This is a genomic window from Niabella sp. CPT15-335-S11, assembly GCF_058792415.1.
On the sequence record NZ_JBYTEI010000003.1, the window covers coordinates 355,026 to 380,305 of the forward strand.

The 25,280-nt window shown below is 45.9% G+C and carries 18 protein-coding genes; 9 read left to right on the forward strand and 9 right to left on the reverse strand.

Going from position 1 to position 25,280, the window contains the following annotated elements:
* Positions 1 to 36: 36 nt before the first annotated feature.
* Positions 37 to 258: a hypothetical protein gene (locus AC3WS5_RS12545; RefSeq protein WP_492467731.1), complete on the reverse strand. Its 222-nt coding sequence runs from the start codon at positions 256 to 258 to the stop codon at positions 37 to 39.
* Between the two features lie 204 nt (positions 259 to 462).
* On the opposite strand from AC3WS5_RS12545, the gene AC3WS5_RS12550 reads away from it, so the two are divergent.
* The gene (locus AC3WS5_RS12550; RefSeq protein ID WP_492467732.1) at positions 463 to 1,581 is read left to right on the forward strand and encodes a glycoside hydrolase family 43 protein; all 1,119 of its coding nucleotides are present in this window, start codon (positions 463 to 465) and stop codon (positions 1,579 to 1,581) included.
* Positions 1,582 to 1,851: 270 nt separating this feature from the next.
* Here the strand turns inward: AC3WS5_RS12550 and AC3WS5_RS12555 are convergent, their stop codons facing one another.
* Complete coding sequence (locus tag AC3WS5_RS12555) at positions 1,852 to 3,627, reverse strand: DUF2075 domain-containing protein (RefSeq protein ID WP_492467734.1); 1,776 nt, start codon at positions 3,625 to 3,627, stop codon at positions 1,852 to 1,854.
* 592 nt (positions 3,628 to 4,219) lie between these two features.
* Positions 4,220 to 4,786, reverse strand: coding sequence for an ester cyclase (locus AC3WS5_RS12560; RefSeq protein WP_492467735.1), 567 nt, complete (start codon positions 4,784 to 4,786; stop codon positions 4,220 to 4,222).
* A 329-nt stretch (positions 4,787 to 5,115) separates the two neighbouring features.
* On the opposite strand from AC3WS5_RS12560, the gene AC3WS5_RS12565 reads away from it, so the two are divergent.
* The 8 genes from AC3WS5_RS12565 (at position 5,116) to AC3WS5_RS12600 (ending at position 17,138) form a co-directional block, all read left to right on the forward strand.
* Positions 5,116 to 6,837 (forward strand): hypothetical protein, encoded by a 1,722-nt coding sequence (locus tag AC3WS5_RS12565; protein ID WP_492467736.1) that lies wholly within the window; start codon positions 5,116 to 5,118, stop codon positions 6,835 to 6,837.
* A gap of 365 nt (positions 6,838 to 7,202) precedes the next feature.
* A complete protein-coding gene (locus tag AC3WS5_RS12570) occupies positions 7,203 to 7,391 on the forward strand; it encodes a hypothetical protein (RefSeq protein ID WP_492467737.1) in 189 nt (62 codons plus the stop codon).
* 91 nt (positions 7,392 to 7,482) lie between these two features.
* On the forward strand, positions 7,483 to 8,247 hold the full coding sequence (locus tag AC3WS5_RS12575; protein ID WP_492467738.1) for a hypothetical protein: 765 nt from the start codon (positions 7,483 to 7,485) through the stop codon (positions 8,245 to 8,247).
* Positions 8,248 to 8,282: 35 nt separating this feature from the next.
* Complete coding sequence (locus AC3WS5_RS12580) at positions 8,283 to 10,400, forward strand: RCC1 domain-containing protein (RefSeq protein WP_492467739.1); 2,118 nt, start codon at positions 8,283 to 8,285, stop codon at positions 10,398 to 10,400.
* 132 nt (positions 10,401 to 10,532) lie between these two features.
* On the forward strand, positions 10,533 to 12,647 hold the full coding sequence (locus tag AC3WS5_RS12585; protein WP_492467740.1) for an RCC1 domain-containing protein: 2,115 nt from the start codon (positions 10,533 to 10,535) through the stop codon (positions 12,645 to 12,647).
* Between the two features lie 149 nt (positions 12,648 to 12,796).
* Positions 12,797 to 14,476: an RCC1 domain-containing protein gene (locus tag AC3WS5_RS12590; protein WP_492467741.1), complete on the forward strand. Its 1,680-nt coding sequence runs from the start codon at positions 12,797 to 12,799 to the stop codon at positions 14,474 to 14,476.
* Between the two features lie 132 nt (positions 14,477 to 14,608).
* Positions 14,609 to 16,726, forward strand: a complete 2,118-nt coding sequence (locus AC3WS5_RS12595) for a PL29 family lyase N-terminal domain-containing protein (RefSeq protein WP_492467742.1) — start codon at positions 14,609 to 14,611, stop codon at positions 16,724 to 16,726.
* Between the two features lie 64 nt (positions 16,727 to 16,790).
* Positions 16,791 to 17,138, forward strand: coding sequence for a carboxymuconolactone decarboxylase family protein (locus AC3WS5_RS12600; RefSeq protein WP_492467743.1), 348 nt, complete (start codon positions 16,791 to 16,793; stop codon positions 17,136 to 17,138).
* Between the two features lie 29 nt (positions 17,139 to 17,167).
* Here the strand turns inward: AC3WS5_RS12600 and AC3WS5_RS12605 are convergent, their stop codons facing one another.
* The 6 genes from AC3WS5_RS12605 to AC3WS5_RS12630 form a co-directional block, all read right to left on the reverse strand.
* A complete protein-coding gene (locus AC3WS5_RS12605) occupies positions 17,168 to 17,614 on the reverse strand; it encodes an SRPBCC family protein (RefSeq protein WP_492467744.1) in 447 nt (148 codons plus the stop codon).
* Between the two features lie 162 nt (positions 17,615 to 17,776).
* Entirely contained in the window at positions 17,777 to 19,366 is a 1,590-nt protein-coding gene (locus AC3WS5_RS12610) for a hypothetical protein (protein ID WP_492467745.1), read from the reverse strand.
* Positions 19,367 to 20,022: 656 nt separating this feature from the next.
* Entirely contained in the window at positions 20,023 to 22,587 is a 2,565-nt protein-coding gene (locus AC3WS5_RS12615; RefSeq protein ID WP_492467746.1) for a cation-translocating P-type ATPase, read from the reverse strand.
* Positions 22,588 to 22,810: 223 nt separating this feature from the next.
* Positions 22,811 to 23,380, reverse strand: coding sequence for an HdeD family acid-resistance protein (locus AC3WS5_RS12620; RefSeq protein ID WP_492467747.1), 570 nt, complete (start codon positions 23,378 to 23,380; stop codon positions 22,811 to 22,813).
* 118 nt (positions 23,381 to 23,498) lie between these two features.
* Positions 23,499 to 24,011: a hypothetical protein gene (locus tag AC3WS5_RS12625; RefSeq protein WP_492467748.1), complete on the reverse strand. Its 513-nt coding sequence runs from the start codon at positions 24,009 to 24,011 to the stop codon at positions 23,499 to 23,501.
* Between the two features lie 318 nt (positions 24,012 to 24,329).
* A complete protein-coding gene (locus AC3WS5_RS12630) occupies positions 24,330 to 25,121 on the reverse strand; it encodes an SDR family oxidoreductase (protein ID WP_492467749.1) in 792 nt (263 codons plus the stop codon).
* Between the last annotated feature and the right edge of the window lie 159 nt (positions 25,122 to 25,280).

A 25,280-nucleotide genomic window follows, 5' to 3' on the forward strand; every position in this document is an offset into this window, starting at 1 on the left:
GGCCGTGCAATAGTAACCACTCTGGCACCGTATTCCCTATTTCACCATCGGCCAGGGGAATTTACTTTTCAGCCTGATCCGCATCCCTGTATCCTGAGATCTTCTGGCTGCTTCAATAATTTCGAGTACATGACTGATGGCGTTGTTGTCATCTTCCACCAGCACCTGCTCATGCAGTCCGCATTTATCAGGAAGTCTGCAATTTTCATCAACCTTCGAACAGCGGTGTCTCTGCCTATCCAGCGCCAGTATCAACATCCATTATGTCCGGACCGGACCACAGAGCCGTGAATAAGCTGAACGCCCACCGGGAAAAAGACTGCAAGTATGCTCTTTCGGAACTAAATTGCAGCCGTCCCGAAGATCCGATAAGTCAAGTTAAATAATAGTTTCTATCGGACCCGGACAAATTGGACGATAACGTTCAAACGTTAGAATAAGAGACAGAAATACGCAACAATAATGACAAAATTAAGCATCCTGACTATTTTAAGTTGCATGACGCTGGCCATGTGTACGCCTAAGACCCAGCCAGCGTCGGCACCACAGACCTCTTACACCAATCCCCTGCCTGTGCAGTTTGGCGACCCTTATGTGCTTCATGTTAAAGGTGATAAATATTATATGTATGGAACCGGAGGCGGCGCTACGAAAGGGTTCTCTGCATACAGCAGTTCCGATCTGGTACACTGGAAACAAGAGGGCCAGGTGTATTTTGGCGACAACAAAAACGGCTGGGGCGAGAAAGACTATTGGGCGCCCGAAGTATATCAGCACAAAGGCAGGTTTTACATATTTTACAGCGCACACTGGAGAGTGAACCCGAATAATGAACTTGAAAATTATAAGATTGGCGTAGCCGTGGCAGATAAGCCCACCGGCCCATTCATCGACCTGTACGACCGGCCAGTCTTTGATCCCCGGTATCCGATCATAGACGCTAACGTGCTTTTTGAACCTAATGGAAAAATCTATTTATACTACTCACGCTGTGCTTACAAACATCCTGTGGAAAGCGAGGTGGCTGACTGGGCACGGAAGAAAGGATGGTTTAGAGAAATTGAGGAAAGCTGGGTCTATGGCGTCGAAATGAAACCTGATTTCAGTGGAGTCATTGGCGAACCCGTGCTGTTGTTGCGTCCGCCGGTGAAAATGGATGATAAACAGGCAGAATGGGAAAGCCGGTCTGTAACGAGCAAGGAAGTGAACCGGCGCTGGACCGAAGGGTCATTTATCTTCCGAAGAGGCGGCACCTATTATATGATGTACTCGGCCAATTTTTTCGGCGGGAAAAATTACGCGGTGGGTTACGCCACATCCAACAATCCGCTGGGGCCTTTTGTGAAAGCCTCAAACAATCCCGTTCTCCAAAAAAATACGGCACAGGGTGGGATTGTTACCGGAACCGGTCACAATAGCGTGACCACCAGCCCCGACGGCAAGACGATGTATTGCGTGTATCATGGCCGCACCAGCCAAACGGGCAACGAACGCGTAGTGTTTATTGACAGAATGAATGTATCGAAAAACGGTGTACTGACAGTTGCCGGACCGACTACCACGCTACAGGCCGCTCCCTGAAGTTTTGTGAAATCAAATTTGGGGGGCGGGGATTGATGATTTTCCTTTCCTTACTAAAATTGAAATCGCCGAACAACTTATACTCAATTTAAAAAAAATGCTTACCTACTTTGGCATTAACAATAATTCACGCCACCCCGATCTTCGCGGATTATGCAGTTATTTAGAGGACTACTATAATTGGAAATCCAAATAATCACTAAAATCTGGCAATTTATTTTTCAATCGCAGTTTTTAGGCAAAGTTTTGAAGTAAGCCAGGCTCAAAACATCAAATAAGTTCTAAACCGACTTGCTTCAGGTAATTAAATGTCGAATCGTAGAACTCAGGCTTCCTTGTGTGGTCTGCCGAGTCCCCTTCCGGAACAACAATAACCATCCCCTGCCTCGCCCTGGTCAATAATACGCGGTAGGCATTGATAAGATATTTTTTCCTTTCAAGATTGTTGATATTTTGCCAATTCTTCCCTTTAAAGGAAAAAGTTTTCCAGCCATCCTTCGCGTATCTCAGGTCACCATCCCAAGTGACGCAGGACCAGTCCAATTCGAGACCCTGAACGTGGAACTCGGTAGCGACGTCTTCCAGATAAAATGAGGATCGAACATCATCCTTCCCATCAAGGAACCAATTAACGGGATTCATGGGCGACTTTACATCAATCGCAAATGGCTTTAATCGTTGAGCCTGCGATGAAACAACCATTCCATATCGCTCACTACCACGTGCCTTTTCCCGAAGCCAGACCTTTGCCTTAAACAAATCCCGGGTAAGAACTATTGGATACTTACCACGCATCGTTTCATAAACAACTCTTGCTTTTTCTTCTTCCAAATCCAATAGGTACTTGATAAGCAAAGAGAGATTCTCCGATCGGAAAGAACGTAATGATACACCAAGATGCAAATCCTGATCATAGTTGACAGAACACTTTAACTGAAGTCTCTCTATCGCATCTACTGCTGCGTATTCAGAATCAGTTAGATTTGGAGAAATAAAGACATGCCAATCATTAAAAGTATTTTCAATCGCAGATAGCCACTCTGAGATACCTGCTTCACCCGTGTTGATTTCCTGCCCGCCACCAACTAAGCACACGATCACTGCCCAGTCCTCGTGCCTGTTCAAACATGAAATCAGAAACTCAGGCTCTGAATATCTGAAGTCATGCTGATTCTTTTTCTGTCGCATGAACTTGATTGTTTGCTCTTTATTCCAGGCTCTTTGTGCTTCGTCAAATATTGCGACGTGATCGTATGGCGCTTCAGGATTTACCAAATAGGCATCCCGGTAATGGTGAATAATTTGTATAAATGATTTTACGGCCTGCTTCGCTTCCTTTTTTGTCACCCTTCTCCCGAAGCTTGATTCTCTTTTGACCTTATCCCTTGCCAGAGCCTCCTGCAAAATTGCCACAAGCGGTGCATTACCTGAAAGATAAACGCTCGTATTTCCTTTCTCCTTGTCCAAATGTTGCGTTGCAACTTTCAAGCCGACGAGCGTCTTCCCTGCGCCCGGGACGCCTGTTACAAAACAAATGACTTTCTGGTGCTGCTCTTTAGCTTGTTCGATAATCTCCGAAATTGCTGATGTAGTAAGTGTAAGATTCTTAACTCCCGCTTCACTCCGAGTGATATCCGCTACTGAATGATTATTATACAGCGAAATAGCAGCTTCAATGATCGTGGGAGTTGGCGAATAGCTTCCACTAGCAAAATCGTCTCCGCTCATTGCCAAATCACCCCTGAAAAAGCTTACCACATTCTTAAATATCAATCCCAGATCTTTTTCCCCAGTCTTCAAGGGCAGTAAAAGATTATCATCGTGTGATGTCGCCTTTATTTCTAGAAATGAACTTCTAGCTTCGGTAGCAACAAGAATTGGCGCGAGGATCGCTGAATGGCTAGGTTTATGGAAATTTTTAAGGTCAAGGGCATAATCCCAAACCTGCTCAATCTGCTGGTGAAGAAATTTTTGTTCACCCACTTTGAATTCTATTACAAATACCACGTCATCAATTATGACAATCGAATCGATTCTGCTTCCCATTCTCGGAACGGAAAACTCAAAAAAGATTGTTCCAGTATATCCCCTCAAAGCATTTTTTAGGATGGGTATTTGTCGCTCCCACGATTTGTTTTGAAGTTGGGTTGAATCAAATTCGTTTGCAATAGTAATTGCACCGATTATTTCTTCAACACTTTTCCCTAAAAAAGATTCTATTGTATCTTTAAAATAGTAATTGAGCATATCAATTATCTCCTAAGCATGTTCAAATTAAGCCCCATCGCGGCCGATAAATCATAGTCCAATTATTTACCAATCTGCGTCGTCATTTCATGGCATACAGTGTCTAAATGTATCAACAAATCTAATTAAAACCAAAGCATTTAACACATTTCTTATGGAAGACACATCACTTACATCGTGGATGGGCGTAGTATAGGGGAGAAATCTCAAGTATGCCAAGAAACAAACAATACATGTTTGAGGGTCACCAGGAGGCTATAAACCCATTCCCGCTGACGCCAAAAAAACCGGCAACAAAACTCCCCGTTAAATTCCTTTAATCTGGAGAAGTCTTCGTTGCCGGTGCCGACAGTCATCTTATCGGATAGCTCAATACACGCAGAAGTATCTTCTATTTTGCCAGGCCTATTTGCTTCATAAAGGACTGGTTGTCCCAGAACAGGTACTCCTCAATCATCGTACCTCCCTTCCAGTGCCCGACAGTGCACATCATGAGCTTAAACTTTTTGTTGGTAGGTGGAATCGTTTTGCCGCCACCAATGGGCATCGGTTTGGAAAAAGTACCGTCCATTATACCAATGACTGCAGTCCAGTCGCCACTACCGAAACGAACCGGATGGGTTCTTATTTTTGTATCCGGTGCAAACACAAACTGGCCTTTGATCATGTCGATGTGTTGCGGATATAATCCCACTGAAGTAGCTCCATCAGGATAATACACCTTAATGTCCGGCGCATGGCTCTGCGTAAAATCCTCCCATTTCTGATTACTGTAGAAATCAAAATCAAGCGAATCAAATCGGATAAGCCGCTGGTCGGTTATCGCCTTTTCATCGGTGAACTTTTTCAGTTCTTTTTGCAGTGAGTCAACTTTAGCCTGTAATGAGGCAGACCCTCCCATGCTTGAGCAGGATCCTAACAGCGTAGCTGCCGCTAAAACAAAGATCAGGTTTTTCATTTTTATTGTTTTTGTTGAATTTATCAGTGAAAAGGATATCTGTTATTGCTATCATTTATAAAATTTAAAAATGACTGCAGTTTTCACAATTCAACAGCACGCTGACCGTATTTGCAGAAGAATCAAATATGGTAACAGATACTAAATATACGAAGTTCTATTCCCGGATGCAAATAATTTATAATTATTGAGCTGATCGATAATGGTTCTAACCCAAATAACGGGATGTCCGAAATAACCGCTTCGTGTTGCTACTGTGAAGATTTATGTCTATTTTGTCGCCTGAAAAATCTAACTCAAACCCGGATAGACTATTGAAAACAGCTTTCTTGACCAGCTTTTTGTTTAGCGTCTTGTTGTGCCAATCCCAGGAAATAGATATTGCTCCTTATATTAGAGCTTTTTCAACGAAGGGAATTAAGCAGAGCAAGGAATCTCAGGCGCTGTATGATGTGATGAAGTTTAAGCAGACACCGCAAACCTTCGAAAGGACTGTAACAGCACTCTATAAATACCTGGAATTGCACTCCGACAGGAGGCTTATGGTACGCACAATGATGTTTGAGGTATTAGGCCAAAGGGAGTTTGAGCTGGCTCCCACTAAAAAAAGATCAGAACTGGCCATGCATGCCATTGAACTGGCTTACCCCCTGAAAGATGAGCAACTCAACGCAGAGCTATACGCCCTCTATGGGGACATGATTCTCTCCGGTTATGATTATCTTTTCTATAACCTAAAGTCGTTGGAGCTTCAGCGGGAAATCGGTTTCAATCATTTTGCCAATGTACAGAACAGGTTTTTTGGCGTAAGCGCGGCACTATACCAGACAGGTGATTACAGGCATAGCATAAAATACGCAACGGAAGGACTAAATCGATGGAAAGAGGATGCGCTACATTGGGACAGACGGGTATATATCAGGCAAATGGATATTCTGGGATCGGGCTATAAGAAACTGAATATTTATGACAGTGTTCACTACTACTATCAGCAGATCCTAATCGCGCTGACTGCGAATCCATCCAGAGATTCTGCGTTTCAAAAGATATGGCTGGGTATTGCAAGAGGTAATATCGGCCTCGCACTTGTAAAGCAGGGCCGCTTCGATGACGCCTGGCCGCTGCTGAGAGTGTATCTCGAAACTGCCCTGGAAACAAGAGATACACTGAATATTGCGATGGCCTATAACAACCTGGCTGAGGGGCATTTTTTAAAAGGTAATATTTCGAAGTCCCTGGATAATAGAAAAAAGGCCCTGTTATTTAGCAGTACAGTCGACCTTCCGGAACAGCGCCTCCTTGCACTGCACGGGATCAGTGATCTTTACCAGAAAACAGGCAGGGCTGACAGCTCACTGGCTTATTCAAATAGATATCACCAGTTAAAGAGTGTGATTGACAGCATTTTTGACGAAAGTAATTTTGCGAAAGTCAGCCGGCACGTGGCTTTTGACAACCTACAGTTAAGTTTTGAACGCGCAGAGTTCGCTTATTTGAAAGAACGCCGAAATCGAAATGCCGTCTTGATAGGTATTGCTTTGCTGATGATAATTATACTGTTGTTGTATAACCGTCGTCGACTTAAAGAAAAAATGCGATACCAGGAGGTACTACAAAAACAGGAAATCGCGGCGAGGGAAGTTGCAGAAGCACGAAACAAAATCGAGGGGTTCACCCATTCTATCATCGAGAAGAACGAACTCATCGTCGCTCTTCAAAAACAACTGACCACCACGGCGGGTCCGGGAGAAATCCCTGAAAACCTGCTGCAGTTCACGTTGGTTACTGACGCTGAATGGCTCACTTTCAAAAAAGAATTCAGCAAGGCGTATCCTGAATTCTTCGCTTCGCTTTACGAAAAACTTTCACCCTGCACGCAGGCAGAAGAAAGGCTTGCCGCACTGATATTCCTGCAATTAGATAACCGGCAGATTGGCGCTACTTTGGGCATCAGCCCCGAAAGTGTGGCCAGAGCTCGACGCCGACTTCGCACCAGGTTAAATCTGGGTAGCCGCGGCGAATTGGAAAATTATATCAGGACGATTATCTAGAGAGCTAACCTCACATGCAATTAATAATTAATAATTAAGGATTCCGAGTTAGGAATTACGAATTACGAGAAAAGCATTTTAGTACTCAGTTCTCTACCTTACACATGAACCATTCGTCATTCGTCGTTGACTCGCGTAATTCCCAATTGACTCAAACTAAACGAGTGTCTATCTTAATTGAATGCGCCATTTTCAAACAGAATCCTACTCTTTTTAAATCATTCGTAATTCGTCATTGACCATTCGTAATTGAAACCAAACCCGCAGCTCGGGTTTGGCCTGTCCGTTTTCGTCCGGGTCATTTACAACTATTTAATATTCAATTAAATAAAAACGTCCAGACTTGTCCGCCCTAAAATTTGGAAATGGAGCTCGCATTGTGGCATCTTTACAGATTGAGGAGCGGGAAGGAAACATACCTCGTCATCATCATTATACAAACAGCCCTAATAAGCATGCTAGCTGTATGGATCTATTACGGTTTCAGAATGGCGGTGGCCTGGCCTCATCAAACAAAACATGAAAAATATTCATTAAACATCACTAAATGGTGATACACTAAATCAACCGCGAGACTTCAATCCGGCAAGGCGGCGCGACAAAAAACAACACACACTTGCTGGTCTCTGGTAAAACTGCAACTTCATGAGAAAAAACAATATGCCAATGCAAAGGATCAGGTTCTGTTTGCTGATGGTCATGGGTATTCTTTGCCTTCCAGTCTCATCAGATGCTCAACAGACTTCGCTATCAACCTCCAGGTTTTATGGCGAGGTTCACACGGGCATTGCTTTGTTCTGGGGAGATCTTTATTCCATCGGCACAACGACTTACCCTGGCGTTGCCGGCGGACCGGCCGCGGGTTATAGGCTTACCAATTGGCTGGCTACCGAAATCAGCGCTGAACGGGGTGTAGCTGTGCTGGGCGCCTCGGGCTGGCAGACAGAAGACTATATCAATAGTACCGGAACCATTACTTATACGCAGGGCAACTGGAAACTGGGCGACATCTACAGCCGGACAACCTATCTGAGAACGGGTGTGAGGTTCCCGGTGCAAGTACTTACACTGTTAAGCCCCTCAAAATACAGGCGGGCAGACTTAGAACTGGCTCCCCACTACTATTTGAACCGATTCTGGCCGGGTATCTATGATAAACTAACCAACGGCAAACTGACCGCAGGTGCCAGGCCGGCAAATTGGTTCTACTCAGTTGGTGGCGATGCCGGTATTCAACTAAAACTGGACGGTCGCTCAAGAATTTACCTGCGAACATCGGTATCCTGGCTAAGCGATGACCGCTTTGAGGGTATCCGCACAGATCCATCCTGGAGAGTCAATATCCAGTCGTACACTTCCGCCGGGTTTCAGTTTGATATAGGCGGGGGGTCCACGCATCAGAAAAAATAATAGTCACTATCAAATTAAAGAATAAACCCTTCCTCATGATGAGAGTTCAACTACTTTTCTTTTCTATAGCCATTTTACTTTCAGTCGGCTGTCAGCGTACCGATTTTGGTGAGATCAAAAGAAGACAACAACAACAGGAAGACAACATAAACGGTCTGACCACCCGCATCGCAGCGCTTGAAACTACCGTCAAATCTATCAATGCAGATATCACCACGTTAAAAGGCATTACCGCGGCACTACAGCAAAACGTTAGTGTAAGGTCCTACGCAACTACAGCTACGGGCTACCAGCTCACCATGAGCAATGGCAGTACACTTACCATTACCAATGGAAAGGATGGAGCCGCTGGTAAAGACGGACAAAATGGAGCGGATGGCGTAAATGCTCCGGTTATGGGTGTAAAAAAAGATACCGATGGCTGGTATTACTGGACCGTTGGTGGGGAATTTATGCTTCAGGGCGGACAAAAACTCAGGGTAACCGGAAACGATGGCGTCAACGGGAAAGATGGTGCTACGCCTCAGTTCAGGGTTAGTAATAACCAATGGATGGCGAGCTATGACGGAGGTAACGCCTGGATGATCGTAAAAGATGGTGCGGGGAACCCAGTCGCGGCCACAGGTCCGCAGGGTTTGCAGGGAATACAGGGTCAGGCAGGACCTCAAGGTCCGCAGGGAACAACGGGTGCCACGGGACCGCAGGGTCCGCAGGGAACAACAGGTGCAACCGGAGCAACCGGAGCCACTGGACCACAGGGTCTGCCAGGAACACCCGGAGCCACAGGACCACAGGGGCTGCCAGGAACGCCCGGAGCCACTGGACCACAGGGGGCGCCCGGCGCAACCGGAGCAACCGGAGCAACGGGGGACACCGGACCACAAGGGATCCCGGGAACAACGGGGGCAACAGGAGCCACGGGAGCCACTGGACCACAGGGGGCGCCAGGAGCTACAGGAGCCACAGGACCACAGGGGGCGCCAGGAGCTACAGGAGCCACTGGACCACAGGGGGCGCCAGGAGCGCCGGGAGCTACAGGACCGCAGGGGCCTGCAGGTATTGCCAACTTTAGCATCACTGAAAGTGCCGATTTTATCGAAATTACTTACATGGGGGTCACCTACTCCCTGGCAAAAGCAAAGTGGCAGATATCAACGACAATACGGAATAGTTTCTTCCTAAGCCCCGATGGCAATCTATACGGTGCGGGAAACAATCTGTACGGGCAATTAGGTATTAGCGGCGGTAATCGTTCCTCGCCGGTTTTCATTATGGGGGGCGTAAAAGCTGTTGCAGCAGAGAGCTTTCATACGCTCGTCTTAAAGCACGATGGTACCGTTTGGGCGGTTGGTAACAATCTTTACGGTCAACTGGGTGACAGCACATCGCGCAACACAAAAAAAACTTTTTTCCAGGTTGCCACTGATGCCATAGCCGTCTATGCAGGCATATACATGTCATTCATCATTAAAACAGACCATACGCTTTGGGCTACCGGCTACAATAATGCTGGGCAACTTGGGTTGGGTCATACAAATAGTGTAAGTGTATTTACGCGTGTTACGGATAATGTAATGGCCGTAAGCGCTAACTATCACCACACGCTGATCCTCAAAACAGATGGCTCACTATATGCTGCAGGCTCGAATAATAATTTCCAATTAGGGCTCAGCGATGGGTTGAACAGAACCACTCCCACGCTTGTAACGAACAACGTGATGGCTGTGGCCGCAGGCTTCGAGACTTTTTCAATGCTACTAAAAAAAGACGGCACGGTCTGGGCAACCGGGTCAAATACTGACGGTCAACTGGGGACGGGTAATAATACCGGCAGCGATCATTTTATACAAGTTGCCGATCAGGTAAAAGCTATTAGCGCGGGATCACAACATGCTGCTATTTTAAAAAATGATCAGACGCTGTGGGTAACTGGACATAACGCATATGGTCAGTTGGGAAGTGGCAATACTATTAATTCAAACCAGTTCATAAACGTCGCCAGTGGTGTGCAAACTGTCAAAGCTGGCCCCTATTTTACCCTGATTTTTAAAATTGGAAATTTCCTGGCAAGCGGCGACAACATGTACGGTCAATTGGGTATTGGGACGGCCAGCAATGTGAATGTCTTCACGGCGCTACCTGTGTTCTGGTAGTATTTTTTTGGAATTTAAAAAGTAGAAATTCAGTCGCGCACCTATGCCGGGTTTCAGTTTGATATATGAAGTGGACCCAGGCATCAGAAAAAATAATAGTCAACTGTCAAATTAAAGAGTAAACCTTTACTTATGATAAGAGTTCATATATTTTTTATCTTTATAACATTTTTGCTTTCAGCAGGCTGTCAGCGTAACGATTTTGATGAGATCAAAAGGAGACAACAGCGACAGGAAGATAACTTAACCGGCCTGACATCCCGCATCGCAGCATTGGAAACAGCCGTTAAATCCGTCAATGCGGATATCTCATCATTAAAGAACATTACTACGGCACTGCAGCAAAACATTAGTGTAAAATCTTATACTGCGACGGCAACGGGCTACCTGCTTACGATGAGCAATGGCGGTACGATTTCCATCACCAACGGAGAAGAGGGTGCCACTGGTAAAGACGGACTAAATGGAAAGGATGGTGTGAATGCACCGGTCATAGGTGTAAAAAAAGATACCGATGGCTGGTATTACTGGACCCTTGGCGGAGATTATATGCTTCAGGGCGGGCAAAAACTCAGGGTAACCGGAAACGATGGTGTCAATGGAAAAGATGGCGTTACTCCCCAGTTCAGCGTTAGTAACAACCAATGGATGGCGAGCTATGATGGAGGGAATGCCTGGATGATTGTAAAAGACGGCGCCGGGAACCCCGTCGCAGCCACAGGTCCGCAGGGACTGCAGGGAATACCGGGTCAGGCAGGACCACAAGGAATACCGGGAACGCCCGGAGCAACGGGACCACAGGGTTCGCAGGGAACAACGGGAGCAACCGGAGCAACCGGAGCCACAGGACCACAGGGGATCCCAGGAACACCGGGCGCAACAGGACCACAGGGGCTGCCAGGAACGCCCGGAGCCACAGGACCACAGGGGCTGCCAGGGGCAACGGGAGCAACCGGAGCAACGGGGGCCACAGGACCACAGGGGCTGCCAGGGGCAACGGGAGCAACCGGAGCAACGGGACCACAGGGAACAACGGGGCTGCCGGGAACACCGGGGGCCACAGGGCCACAGGGGGTGCCAGGAGCAACGGGGGCAACGGGACCGCAGGGGCAGCCAGGAGCGCAAGGAGCAACAGGACCGCAGGGACCTGCGGCTATTGCCAATTTCACCATCATAGATAGAGGCGATTTCATAGACATTACCTACATGGGAGTCACTTATTCCATGGCAAAAGCAAAATGGCAGATGTCCGCGGGAGACAGGCACAGCTTATTTCTTAGCCCCGATGGAAATCTGTACGGCACAGGGGACAATACATACGGGCAACTTGGTATTAACGGCGGGATCAGCTCCACACCGGTTTTCATCATGGGGGGCGTAAAAGCTGTTGCAGCAGGCGGCATGCACACACTCGTCTTAAAGCACGATGGTACCGTTTGGGCGGTTGGTTACAATGCTGAAGGTGAACTAGGTAACGGTGCAACCGCAAATACAAAAGCTTTTTCACAGGTGGCCACCAATGCAATCGCTATCTATGCTGGATTTCTTAACTCATTCATCATAAAAACAGACCGTACGCTGTGGGCTACCGGCGACAATCAATTTGGGCAGTTAGGGTTAGGCAATACGACCAATTTAAATGTGTTTACACAGGTTACTGATAATGTACAGACAGTAGGCGCTGCCTATGGGCACACGCTGATCCTCAAAATGGATGGCTCACTATATGCTGCAGGCAGGAATAATCTTTTCCAATTGGGTCTCAACGATGGGTTGGACAGAACCACGCCAACGCTTATAACCAACAACGTTATGGGGGTCGCAGCAGGCAATCATGCATATTCAATGATTCTAAAAAAAGACAGTACGGTCTGGGCAACCGGCTCAAATGGATTCGGCCAATTAGGGACGGGTAACAATACAGACAGTGATCATTTTATACAAGTTGCCGATCAGGTAAAAGCAATTAGTACCGGATCAGGGCATACCGCCATCTTAAAAAATGATCAAACAGTGTGGATAACCGGATATAATTTAAATGGCCAGCTCGGTGTCGGCAATCAAAATAATTCAAACCAGTTCATAAACGTCGCTAGTGGCGTGCAAAGTGTTGAAGCCGGCTTCCAGTTTACCCTGATCCTAAAAAATGGTAAATTTCTGTCAAGCGGCCAAAACAACTTCGGTCAGTTGGGTATCGGGACGTATAGCGATGCGCACGTCTTCACTGCGTTACCTGTGTTTTGGTAGTACTGTTTTGAAATGTAAAAAATCAATAGTCAGTCGGACGCATTCACCGGGTTTCCGTTTAGTATCGACGGGGATCCCGGCATCAAAAAAATAACAGGCAGCTATCGAAATAATAGTTAGCTATCGAATCAAAAAACAAACCCCTACTCATGTTAAGAGCTTATACATTTTTCTTCTTAATAACCGTTTTGCTCTCAGTCGGCTGTCGGCGCACCGATCTTGAAGAGGTCAAAAGGAGACAGCAACAGGAAGAATCCCGCATCGCAGCGCTGGAAACGGCCGTTAAATCCATCAATGCAGGTATCTCATCATTAAAAGACATCACCGCAGCCCTGCAGCAAAACATCCCTGTAAAATCTCATACGGCAACGGATTCAAGCTACCTGCTCACCATGAGCAATGGCACTACAATTTCCATCACCAAAGGAAAAGATGGCGCCGCTGGTAAAGACGGATTAAATGGAACAGATGGAGTGAATACGCCGGTCATCGGCGTAAAAGAAAATACCGATGGCTGGTATTACTGGACCATCGGCGGAGATTTCATACTTCAGGACGGACAAAAACTCAGGGTCATAGGAAGCGATGGCGTCAAGGGGAAAGATGCTGTTACACCCCGGTTCAGGGTAACTGATAATCAGTGGATGGCGAGCTACGATGGGGGTAATGCCTGGGTGATCGTAAAAGACGGCGCGGGGAACCCGGTCGCGGCCACAGTTCGGAAAGTGCCTGCAGGTATCACCAATTTCAGTATCACTGACCGCGGTGATTTTATAGACGTTACGTACATGGAGGTCACCTACCCCTTAGCAAAAGCGAAGTGGCAGATCGCCGCGGGAATCTTGCACAGTCTCCTCCTTAGCCCCGATGGGAATCTGTACGGCACAGGGGACAATACATACGGGCAACTTGGTATTAACGGCGGCATCAGCTCCACACCGGTTTTTATCATGGGGGGCGTAAAAGCTGTTGCAGCAGGCGGCATGCACACACTCGTCTTAAAGCACGATGGTACCGTTTGGGCGGTTGGTTACAATGCTGAAGGTGAACTAGGTAACGGTGCAACCGCAAATACAAAAACTTTTTCACAGGTGGCCACCAATGCAATCGCTATCTATGCTGGATTTCTTAACTCATTCATTATAAAAACAGACCGTACGCTGTGGGCTACCGGTGACAATGAATTTGGGCAGTTAGGGTTAGGCAATACGACCAATTTAAATGTGTTTACACAGGTTACTGATAATGTACAGACAGTAGGCGCTGCCTATGGGCACACGCTGATCCTCAAAATGGATGGCTCACTATATGCCGCAGGCAAGAATAATCTTTCCCAATTAGGTCTCAACGATGGGTTGAACAGAACCACGCCGACGCTTATAACCAACAACGTTATGGCGGTGGCAGCAGGCAATCATGCATATTCAATGATTCTAAAAAAAGACAGTACGGTCTGGGCAACCGGCTACAATTATTTCGGCCAATTAGGGACGGGTAACAATACAGACAGTGATCATTTTATACAAGTTGCCGATCATGTAAAAGTCATTAGTATAGGTGAAATGCATAGCGCCATCTTAAAAAATGATCAAACCCTGTGGATAACTGGCTATAATACATATGGTGTGTTCGGAATTGGAAACACCAATAGTTCGAACCTGTTCATCAAGGTCGCCAGTGGTGTGCAAAGTGTTGAAGCCGGCTTCCAGTTTACCCTGATCCTAAAAAATGGTAAATTTCTGTCAAGCGGCCAAAACAACTTCGGTCAGTTGGGTATTGGGACGAGAAGCGATGTACATGTCTTCACTGATTTACCCGTGTTTTGGTAGGCCTGATTTGAAATGTAAAAAGTCAATCGTCGGACGCACGCCTACGCCGGATTTCAGTTTGATATAGGCCGAGGATCCAGTCATCTCAAAAAATAATGGTCAGCTATCGAATCAAAAAATAAACACGTACTCGTGACCAGAGTTCATATACTTTTTCTTTTTATAGCCACTTTGCTTTCAGCAGGCTGTCAGCGTCCCGAATTTGATGAGATCAAAAGGAGACAACAGCGACAGGAAGATAACTTAACCGGCCTGACATCCCGCATCGCAGCATTGGAAACAGCCGTTAAATCCGTCAATGCGGATATCTCATCATTAAAGAACATTACTACGGCACTGCAGCAAAACATTAGTGTAAAATCTTATACTGCGACGGCAACGGGCTACCTGCTTACGATGAGCAATGGCGGTACGATTTCCATCACCAACGGAAAAGATGGGGCCGCTGGTAAAGACGGACTAAATGGAAAGGATGGCGTGAATGCACCGGTCATAGGTGTGAAACAAGATACCGATGGCTGGTATTACTGGACCCTTGGCGGGGATTATATGCTTCAGGGCGGGCAAAAACTCAGGGTAACCGGGAACGATGGTGCCAACGGAAAAGATGGTGCTACGCCTCAGTTCAGGGTTAGTAATAACCAATGGATGGCGAGCTATGACGGAGGTAACGCCTGGATGATCGTAAAAGATGGCGCCGGGAACCCCGTCGCAGCCACAGGTCCGCAGGGACTGCAGGGGATACCGGGTGCGGCAGGACCGCAGGGCCTTCCAGGAACGCCGGGGGCAATCGGGCTACAGGGTCCGCAGGGAACAACGGGAGCAACAGGAGCCACAGGAGCCACAGGAGCCACAGGACCACAGGGGATCCCAGGAACACCGGGCGCAACAGGACCACAGGGGCTGCCAGGAACGCCCGGAGCCACAGGACCACAGGGGCTGCCAGGGGCAACGGGAGCAACCGGAGCAACGGGACCACAGGGGCTGCCAGGGGCAACGGGAGCAACGGGAGCAACTGGACCACAGGGGACAACGGGTCTGCCAGGGACAGCGGGAGCCACAGGACCACAAGGTGCGCCGGGAGCAACCGGGGCAACCGGACCGCAGGGGCAGCCAGGAGCGCCCGGAGCTACAGGACCACAGGGACCTGCGGCTATTGCCAATTTCACCATCACAGATAGAGGTGATTTTATAGACATTACCTACATGGGGGTCACTTATTCCATGGCAAAAGCAAAGTGGCAGATGGCTGGGGGATACTTGCACAGTCTCTTCCTTAGCCCCGATGGCAATCTGTATGGTACGGGGAACAACTCATTCGGGCAGTTAGGCATTAGCGGCGGTGACCACTCCACGCCGGTTTTTATCATGGGAGGCGTAAAAGCTGTTTCTGCAGGCTCCTTGCACACACTCGTCTTAAAACACGATGGCACCGTTTGGTCGGTTGGCATCAATTATGCCGGTGAGCTGGGCGACGGCACAGCGGGAATTGGGAAAACAGTTTTTGCACACGTGGCCACCGATGCCATAGCTGTCCACGCGGGTATAAGCAGTTCGTTCATCATCAAAACAGACCATACCCTTTGGGCTACTGGCGCAAATGACTCCGGACAGCTTGGGTTGGGTCATACGAACAATATATTTGTCTTTACGCAGGTTACGGACAATGTACAGACAGTAAGCGCTGCCTTTGGGCACACGCTGATACTTAAAATGGATGGCTCCTTATTTGCTGCCGGCAGAAATAGTTATTTCCAGTTAGGGTTCAGCGATGGGTTAAACAGAAGCACGCCGGCGCTTGTAACCAATAACGTCATGGCTGTGGCTGCCGGCGAACATGACTATTCAATCATATTGAAAAAAGACAGTACGGTCTGGGCTACCGGCTACAATTATTTCGGCCAATTAGGGACGGGTAACAATACCGATGCCGATCATTTTGTACAAGTTGCCGATCAGGTGAAAGCTATTAGTACGGGAGGAGAGCACACCGCAATTCTAAAAAATGATCAAACACTGTGGATAACTGGACATAACGCATATGGTCAGTTCGGTATAGGCAATACCAGTAATTCAAACCAGTTCATAAACGTTGCAAACGGTGTGCAAACTGTTAAGGCAAGCACCGGGCGTACCCTGATCTTAAAAAATGGAAAAATCCTGGCAAGCGGCTACAACATCAATGGCCAGTTGGGTATTGGGACGAAGACCCATGTGAGTGTTTTCACTGCCTTACCCGTGTTTTGGTAGATTTTTTTTGGAATTCGCCGGGCGGGCGTAACTTTAGAGTGCTCTTTCAACAAAACACAAAATCATGATACTAAACTGGAATGAATATCAAAAGAATGTGCTCGCCGGCATTACCCAGGTCGCGAGACTAAGCCCCGATCTGCTTCGGGGTTACCGGACATTGACCGATGCCGATGCAAAGAACAATGTACTGGATGCAAAAACAAGAGAACTTATTTCGCTGGCTGTGGCCGTAACCAGGCAATGTGATGGCTGCATCATCATTCACACGGATGCCGCTATAAAACAAGGTGCAACACGGGAAGAGGTTGCCTCAGCAGTTGGCGTAGCTATCGCCGTAAATGCCGGAGCGGCACTAGTTCACGCAGCAAAAGTCATTGATGCATATGATACTAAAACATCCGAAAAATAATATCAGCAGAATATAACCGCGCCAATCTTTTAGTTCCAGTTGTCGATCTTGATATCATCGGGATCGGGATTACCTTTACCTGTCTCAACAAGAGCCTTCAGGCTCATCAGGAATATCGCCCACTTGGTACTGCAATGATGCATGAATTCTACAGGCTCCTTCCAGTTGAGGTGCTTAAATAGCACAATCACGTAGTCACCGTCTTGCTTAAGCTCATAACGAATGGTTGTACCGATCCATTCTTCAGGGCCATCTGCCACTTCCCATTCAACCAGATGGGGTTTATCAAGTCTGGTAACTTTCATATCGAAACCTCCCGCGCCAAACCTGAACCTGATGATGTTTCCAACCTGATCACCCTCTCCCTCGGTGTTGGTGGCCCACCAGCCGGCAAGGCCGTCTCTCCTGGTCAGCGCCCTGTAGACTTCGTCAATCGATGATGTCTTGATTCCTACCCGATGTAAGATATCTGCCATAACTGATTATTTTTTCAAAAGTAAATATTTAGACCCGTCCCCGAGGATGGCGATTCAGACAACATCAGGGGGTGATTCCGACAAATAATAATAAAGCTAAAGAGGCCGGAAGAATGATTTCGAGAATACTTTGATCCTTATCTACCGTCCTTGCGAATTCGGTCATTTTTGAGAGAATGTAAAAAAATTAATACTTAAAGGCTTCAGGGTAACATCGCCCGCATCGACAGATTGCCCTTCAATTGATGGCAATTCATCATTGGCCGTTAACTGCAGATCTTTGCCATTAAACTGTACTTTACTTGCCTGAAGTTCTTTCGCCGTTAAAGTGTATTGTTGCCCTTTATCAGCGATGTTTATTTTCCCAGGCGTTTTATTGGTATTTAGCACCATAAGTGTGATGCCGTTCTTAACGCCCTTGGTGTCATGAGCAAATAGATAAACACCCGGATCTCCCTTTCCCGCATCATAGACTTTTGTGCCCATCAATTTTGCCCACAATAAAGCCGCCCAATAGTTGGGCTTGGGTAAATGTGTATCCTGATCAATGAGACTGTACTCACTCGCCGCAAGGGTATTGTGCATGATAACCTGAATATTTTTCTGTGCTAAAGAACCTAATTGATACAAATATCGAAAACAATCAAGATACGTGGCAGCAAACGGGTCGCCGCCAGCAGCCGCTTCTCCGGTTTCAGTTATCCACAACGATTTACCCGGATTGTATTTATCTCTTAATCCTGTATAATAAACAGCCACCGTGTCCGTTCTGCGCAGCCACGCATCTGTCAGGGCATTGTCAGGCTTTATTGAGAATCGGCCGCTTTGCACCATGCGAATCGAAGCCGCACCATAAAAATGATATGAGAATACATCAAATACTGGCTTAGGATCAGCAGACATCATCGCATCGCTCGACATGAACTGTACTCTCAGGTCTGCAAAGTTTACACCGTTCAAACCTTCACCAACAGAGCCGGGGCCGGCAATCAACATGTCGGGCACTTCCTTTTTCACCCAGCTTTTGAAAACCGCCACATCCATGGCAAAATTGTGTGCGGAATAGTTCTTATTCATCGCACCACCGGCCAGGGGCATAGTCGGTTCATTAAAAAGCTCGGCTGCAGCAATGCTGCCACCCATGCTTTTGGTATAGTCTGCAATCTTCTGCGCTTCTTTGGGTGTCCATACACCCTGCCCATCTCGCACCCCATTGGATACCGCAAATGAAGTAACCAATTTGGAACCGGTGGCTTTGATAAAGTCCAACACCCCTTTCCATTCTTTTCTCGTCAGAACATTTACGAACCCTGCCGGCGCTTTCTCTACTTTCGGGTTATCATCATTCTGAAAATAAATGGCATTAGCCCAGGTCCCGCTTACGCGGACATAAGCCGGAGCAAGCCCTTTTGCCAGATTGAGCAAACGCTTGTCTGTCAGATTAATCGGAGCCAGCTGGCGATACATCTGGTCATTATTCTGCGAAATATCGTAAGTAGAAGTAGCCTGTCCCGAAGGGAGGCTGTCCATCAGCTTATAAGGTTTCCAGAATTTACCGCCTACAACTTCCACCATTTCCACGTTGTACGACTGAAATCGCTCATTTACATTTCCAATTTGTTTCATTTCGGAAGGGTTGATTTTTGTGAGATTACTATTTGACGATTCCCCGCTCTTACCGTTTCCTTTGCAGGCATTCAATATTAAAACAATGCCGAGCGTCATCAGGAATAAAAAGTTTGTCGATTTCATCGGTATATTTTTTTAATTGCATTTTTATGTTTGACCATTGCGTGCATTTAGAAATTTACAACGTCATCCTTGACCTTAGCCCCTCTTCACAATAGTTTTTACCACGATCATATTAGCTTTTTAAATAATCTTTCAGTAACTTTATAAAACGGCCAAATGCCTCTATGTGGGGCAAATGCCCGACATTTTCAAATCCCGGTTTTGACTCTTAATATTTATAAAATGCATCTCAAAGGGATGGTTAGAATTGGTCAGCATGATGTCCAGTACCGGCCGTCGCTTTTGTGCTACTGAACTTTGGAATTTTGAAATCAACAGTACAATCAGTATATCTTTTTTCTTGTACATTTTCAATTAGATAATTAAAAACTCCGATTAATTTCTTTGCTATCTACCGCCTGGTGGGTTCACTTAGGGTCGCCTTTACTGCTAATAAAGATAAAACAATTAATACTTAATGCCTGCAACGAAACACTATCTACTTTTCTTTTTTTTGTCACGGCACGAAATTCCGCCGTTTTTTGGAGGATTAGTACCGGTCAATTTTGAGAGAACGCTGCTTAAACGCCGCAGGGAGACATCGATTCCGGCATCCGTATTCCTTTTTAGGGACCAAAGTTTTCCGGCGCATTAAACTAGTAACAAAAATGACTGTTCTAAAACCTCCTTCCCCTCATTTTATCTGATAGAAATTTGAGTAGCTCCAGGCACAATAAACAAATAATTGTAACCCACGCAATGATTTCCATCGCTTCCAGGCTCAAACTTGTGGTTCTGAATATTGAATGCAAAAAAGACTGATATACAAGCAAGAGCTGCAGTATGATTGTCACGATGATGGTTACCCACATAGCTTTATTTGAAAATATCCCCTTAGCAAAAAGTGAATGATGAATTGATCGGCAGGATAGCGCATTGGCTAATTGAACGAAACACAGTGTTGTAAATACCATGGTTTGTTGTGTTACCAGATCATAACCCTTTCCGATAGCCCACCATTGAATAAAAAGTGCAGCCAGCGTCAATACAATGCCTGATGATATTATTTTCGCCGCCAGCCCGCCGGCAAACAAATTCTCCTTCGGTGGCCTCGGAGGTTGCTTCATAATCCCTTTCTCTGCAGGTTCTGCCACCAGTTCTATACCGGGCAGTCCATCTGTTACCAGGTTTATCCATAAAATATGAATAGGAAGCAGTGGCATAGCAAAGCCGAGCAGAGGTGCGAAAAGTAGTGTTAGTATCTCGCTCAGATTGCAGGAAAGTACATACAGGATAAATTTTCTGATGTTTTCATATATTCTCCGCCCTTCTCTTACGGCTTTTACGATGGTAGCAAAATTATCATCAAGCAAAATCATATCAGATGCCTCTTTGGCCACGTCTGTTCCGGTGATACCCATTGCCAATCCAATATCAGCCTGTTTTAACGACGGTGCGTCATTGACTCCATCGCCCGTCATAGCTACAAACTCTCCATTTTGTTGCAGTGCTTTTACGATATTTAATTTTTGTTCAGGCGATACCCGCGCATACACAAAAAACTTATTGACTTCACCTTGAAGTTCTTCTTCGGATAGATCCTGAAGTTCTGCTCCCGTGATGGCGGCCCTGTTCTTATCAATAATTTTCAGTCTTTCTCCAATGGCCCTGGCTGTAAGCGCCTGATCACCGGTTATCATAACCGTTTTAATGCCGGCGGTTTTACATTGCAGGATCGCCTCTGCAACTTCCTCACGGGGTGGATCAATCATGCCCGCCATTCCTAACAACTCCATGTCCTTTTCCAAACTCAGGTCAGGTTTTGAGGGTTGTTTATCAAAAACCTTATAAGCAAAAAACAAAACCCTAAGGCCCCGGTTCGCCCATTCTTTGTTAGTTTTTAACCATTCTTCCGCTTTGTTACTTTCATCTGCAGAAAGTACTTCCGCAATTTTTATGGGTGCGCCTTTTGTAAATAATATCCATTTGTTTTCATATCTGTGCAGGGTACTCATACGCATCCGGTCCGAATCAAATGGCAGCGTTGCGACCAGCGGATATTTTGCATCCGCATTTTCTTTCTCATAATGTTGTTTGAGCGCATAGTTTACCAAGGCAGTCTCTGTAGAATCACCCAACAATTCATTCTCACCGGAAACTTTGACCTCGTTATTCAGGAGCATCGCGTAATTTAATAAGTCTTCCTGATTTTCGGTTGACTGCAATTTTTCAACCGTCATTATATTTTGAGTAAGCGTACCTGTTTTATCAGTGCAGATGTAGGTGACCGATCCCAATGTTTCTACGGCGGGAAGTTTCCTTATCAGCGCTTTTTGTTTTACCATTCGGGCAGCGCTTCTGGCCAGGGCGATCGTAATAACGACTGGAAGCGCTTCCGGTAATGCTGCAACGGCCAGGGAAAGAGCCGTCAGGAACATTTGAAAGACTGGCACACCCCTCTGCAAGCCCAAGACAAAAACCAAAGCGCATATGATGATGACGATAACAGCTAATTGCTTGCTGAATACGGCAAGTCGTTTTTGCAATGGTGTTTTTTGGAACCCGGTATCCATCAGACCCGCGATCTTTCCTACTTCCGTATCCATGCCGGTAGCTGTCACCACTGCCTTTGCCGAGCCGCTGCTGACAATGGTTCCCTTAAATACCATATTTAGCTGATCCCCGGCCACCAGGTTATCTTCTGCTATGGCATTCGTTGTCTTTTCAACAGAATAGCTCTCGCCCGTCAGGGAAGCTTCGTCTGTCTTAAAAGCGCTTACTTCAAGTAGTCTTGCGTCTGCCGGTATAATATTGCCTGCTTCCAGCAAAATCACATCCCCGGGGACCAACTCGGCGGCTTCCAATTTCACAGGCTTATCTTCACGCAGTACCAGTGCAAATTGCGCGGCCATTTTCTTTAGCATCTTAATAGATGCTTCAGCTTTATTTTCCTGCGAATAACCCAACCAGGCATTTCCAATAATAATGGCAAGTATTACAATTGCATCTGTATGCTCACCCATAAAGAATGAGATAGCAGCGGCAACGATCAGTATAATGATCATTACATCATTAAACTGACCTAAAAGAATGGAAAGTTTGCTTTTTTGTTTGGCCTCTACCAGCACATTCTTCCCATACTTTTTTTGCAGCGCGGGAATTGCCTCATTCGTCAAGCCGGAAAAAGATGATTGAAGCCGGCCGACCACTTCTTCCTTGCCTAGCTGGTAGTTCTTCTTCATCTGAATACTTTTAATTCCGCCTGGGACGAGTTTTACAAGATCTTCCAAATGCAAGATTAAACATAACCATGGGACACGGCCATTACCTCACCGTTTAATGCGCATAACCCAGGGTTTGACGAATTCATTCACAGGCATAAAAATCCCGGCTTCGAAAAAATAATGCAACTAAGTTACATCCTAATTCAAAAAGAAAATGCTACCCGACCAGAAGGTTTTCAGGTCAGTTAACCATTTTTTTCAATTGTTTTAACCTGAAAGAAAGAATAATCTGCGCTATGCCGATCATCATAAAAGCAACGCCAAGAAAGACGACAATCGCAAACCCTGTTATCGCCGGATTCAAAATCAACAAAAAAGAGAAGATCAATCCCAAAATGCCCCAAACCAGCACCCAGCCCCAATTTCTGATACGCAGCCTGTTTAACTGTACAGACCATCCAATGGTCATAATTGACCTAAAGATCAAAGCAAACCCCACATAAAAGATAAGCACAACTACTGAGGCCGCCGGATTGGCTATCAATAAAATTCCTATGAGCAAATCAATGACACCGCCCACCAGGTTCCATCCCCAATGATCGATGGCCTTCCTGTTTGAGATTGCATAAATGATCTCAAACAAACCGGAAATAAAGAAAGTAACTGCAAAAAAAATGGACAAAGCAATTAGTGAGCTTACCGGTGTCAGGAGCACTAAAATCCCCATAGCTATGAATACGAGGCCAAGAATCAATATCAAATACCAGTGTTTTGCAGAGTTTCTTAAAGAATCAACAACGTTAGTATCCATGATTTAATATTTTAAGCGTGATAGTTCTGAAAGAATCTTCAATTCATTCAAATAGTAGCATTGTTTACTTCAAAAAAGTAAGCAATTTGCGCAAGACCCTCTCTCGTCTTTTCAGCGTTTATTCAAAGTAATTAGGATAGATATGCAGACGGTCTATCATTCCGGAAGCAACGCCGCTCAACCCGGTTGTATCGGTTGCATCACTCAAAGTCTTGCTTTGCGTCAGCACAGGATGAAACCAGACATGAAGCGCTCCGTCTGCCGCTCCCGTCATCTTACATTCGCTGATCATTTTGTTTATGCCCGCGTTGATATCATTCCCGAAATTGTGATAATCTTCCAGTGTTCTCTTTGAATTCGCGGAAAATTTATTACCCGTAGCGACAAGCAGTGCAACATTCTTATTCGTAGATTCATCAGCCTTCCATTTAGCGCCATTGTTTAGAGCGATGTCGTCTGACGATGTGTTTTCATGTTCATGGCTTTCTCCCATAGTTGCGCCGTGTGCGTGTTCACTTGAATCAGTTGTTGATTTGGCCTGATCGTTCCCCCCCGAATTACATCCCTGTATCAGGATAAAGATGGAAAACGCGGCTGCCGGCAGAATAAATTTCAAAACATTCTTTTTCATGATAAATTTCATTTTAAATGAATAATTGATTTTTAAATGATGCTTCTTAATATACTCTTTTTATTAATTCCGTTAGATCAGCGTTAGATATATCTCTTCAGTAATTTTTGTGAACCCGCCAAATACTACTGTGTGGGGCAAATGTCCGACATTTTCCCATTCATCCAATTTTGCCGGGGATTTTATATTAGATTTCTTTTTTGAGCATCTGAAAGCGATCAATTTAATTACGAATTATTTCGTAATTCATTTTCTGTCTGCCGACAGCCGTTCCGTCTCCCGTTCCAATGATCACGAAAATGAGGACCTTCTGATCAGTTAAACGTTTCCATAAAAATTAGATTCGCCACCATCAATGGCAATAGTTTGCCCATTTACGTAAGAAGCATCTTCGCTCAATAAGAACGCCACAACCTTAGCCACTTCCTTAGGCAAGCCCAGTCGTTTGGTGGGGTTGTGTTTTGCATATTCAGTTTCTGCCGCCTTAGGGTCAGCCGGGTTCACCTGTTTGAAAGCCCCTGCCACCATGGGTGTTAGTATGGCGCCCGGCGCAATAGCATTTGTAGTAACTCCATACCGGCCGTACTCAAGCGCCGCATTTTTCGTCATGCCGGATACGGCGTGTTTGCTTGCAACATAAGGGATTTGATTCAAAACGCCACGGATACCGCCTACGGAAGCTGCGTTTACAATACGTCCAAAATTCTGCGCTTTCATTACCGGTAATACATACCTTAACCCATAATAAACACCCATCAGATTGATATCAATCACTTTCTTAAAAATATTTACGTCGTATTCCGCCATTCCGGCCTGGTGGCCTTCAATCCCGGCATTATTGTATAGCCCGTCTATTCTGCCAAAGGTTTTCACCGTCTCATCTACGTAGTTTTTTACGGATTCTTCGTTAGAAACATCAGCGACTACGGTATGAATTTTCACATTTGGAAATTCATGACTGATTTCTGCCTTTGCATCGGCCAGACCTTTTTCGTTGTAATCAACTAAGGTAAGGTTGATACCTTTTGCCGCCAGCTCTTTAGCTGCAGCCAGACCTAATCCCATCGCCGCTCCGGTGATGATGACGACTTTGTTTTCTGATTGATTCATTTTTTGATTATTTTGATAATGAAATACATTTGCTTTTAAAGTTCAGCGTTTGATTGTTTTATATAACATTTATCCCCGCACAATGGTTCAACCAGGTACCACTGGCCCCCTCTGTTATCAGGTGAGTCATTCAAGATAGTTATCCTTTGAAATAACCTG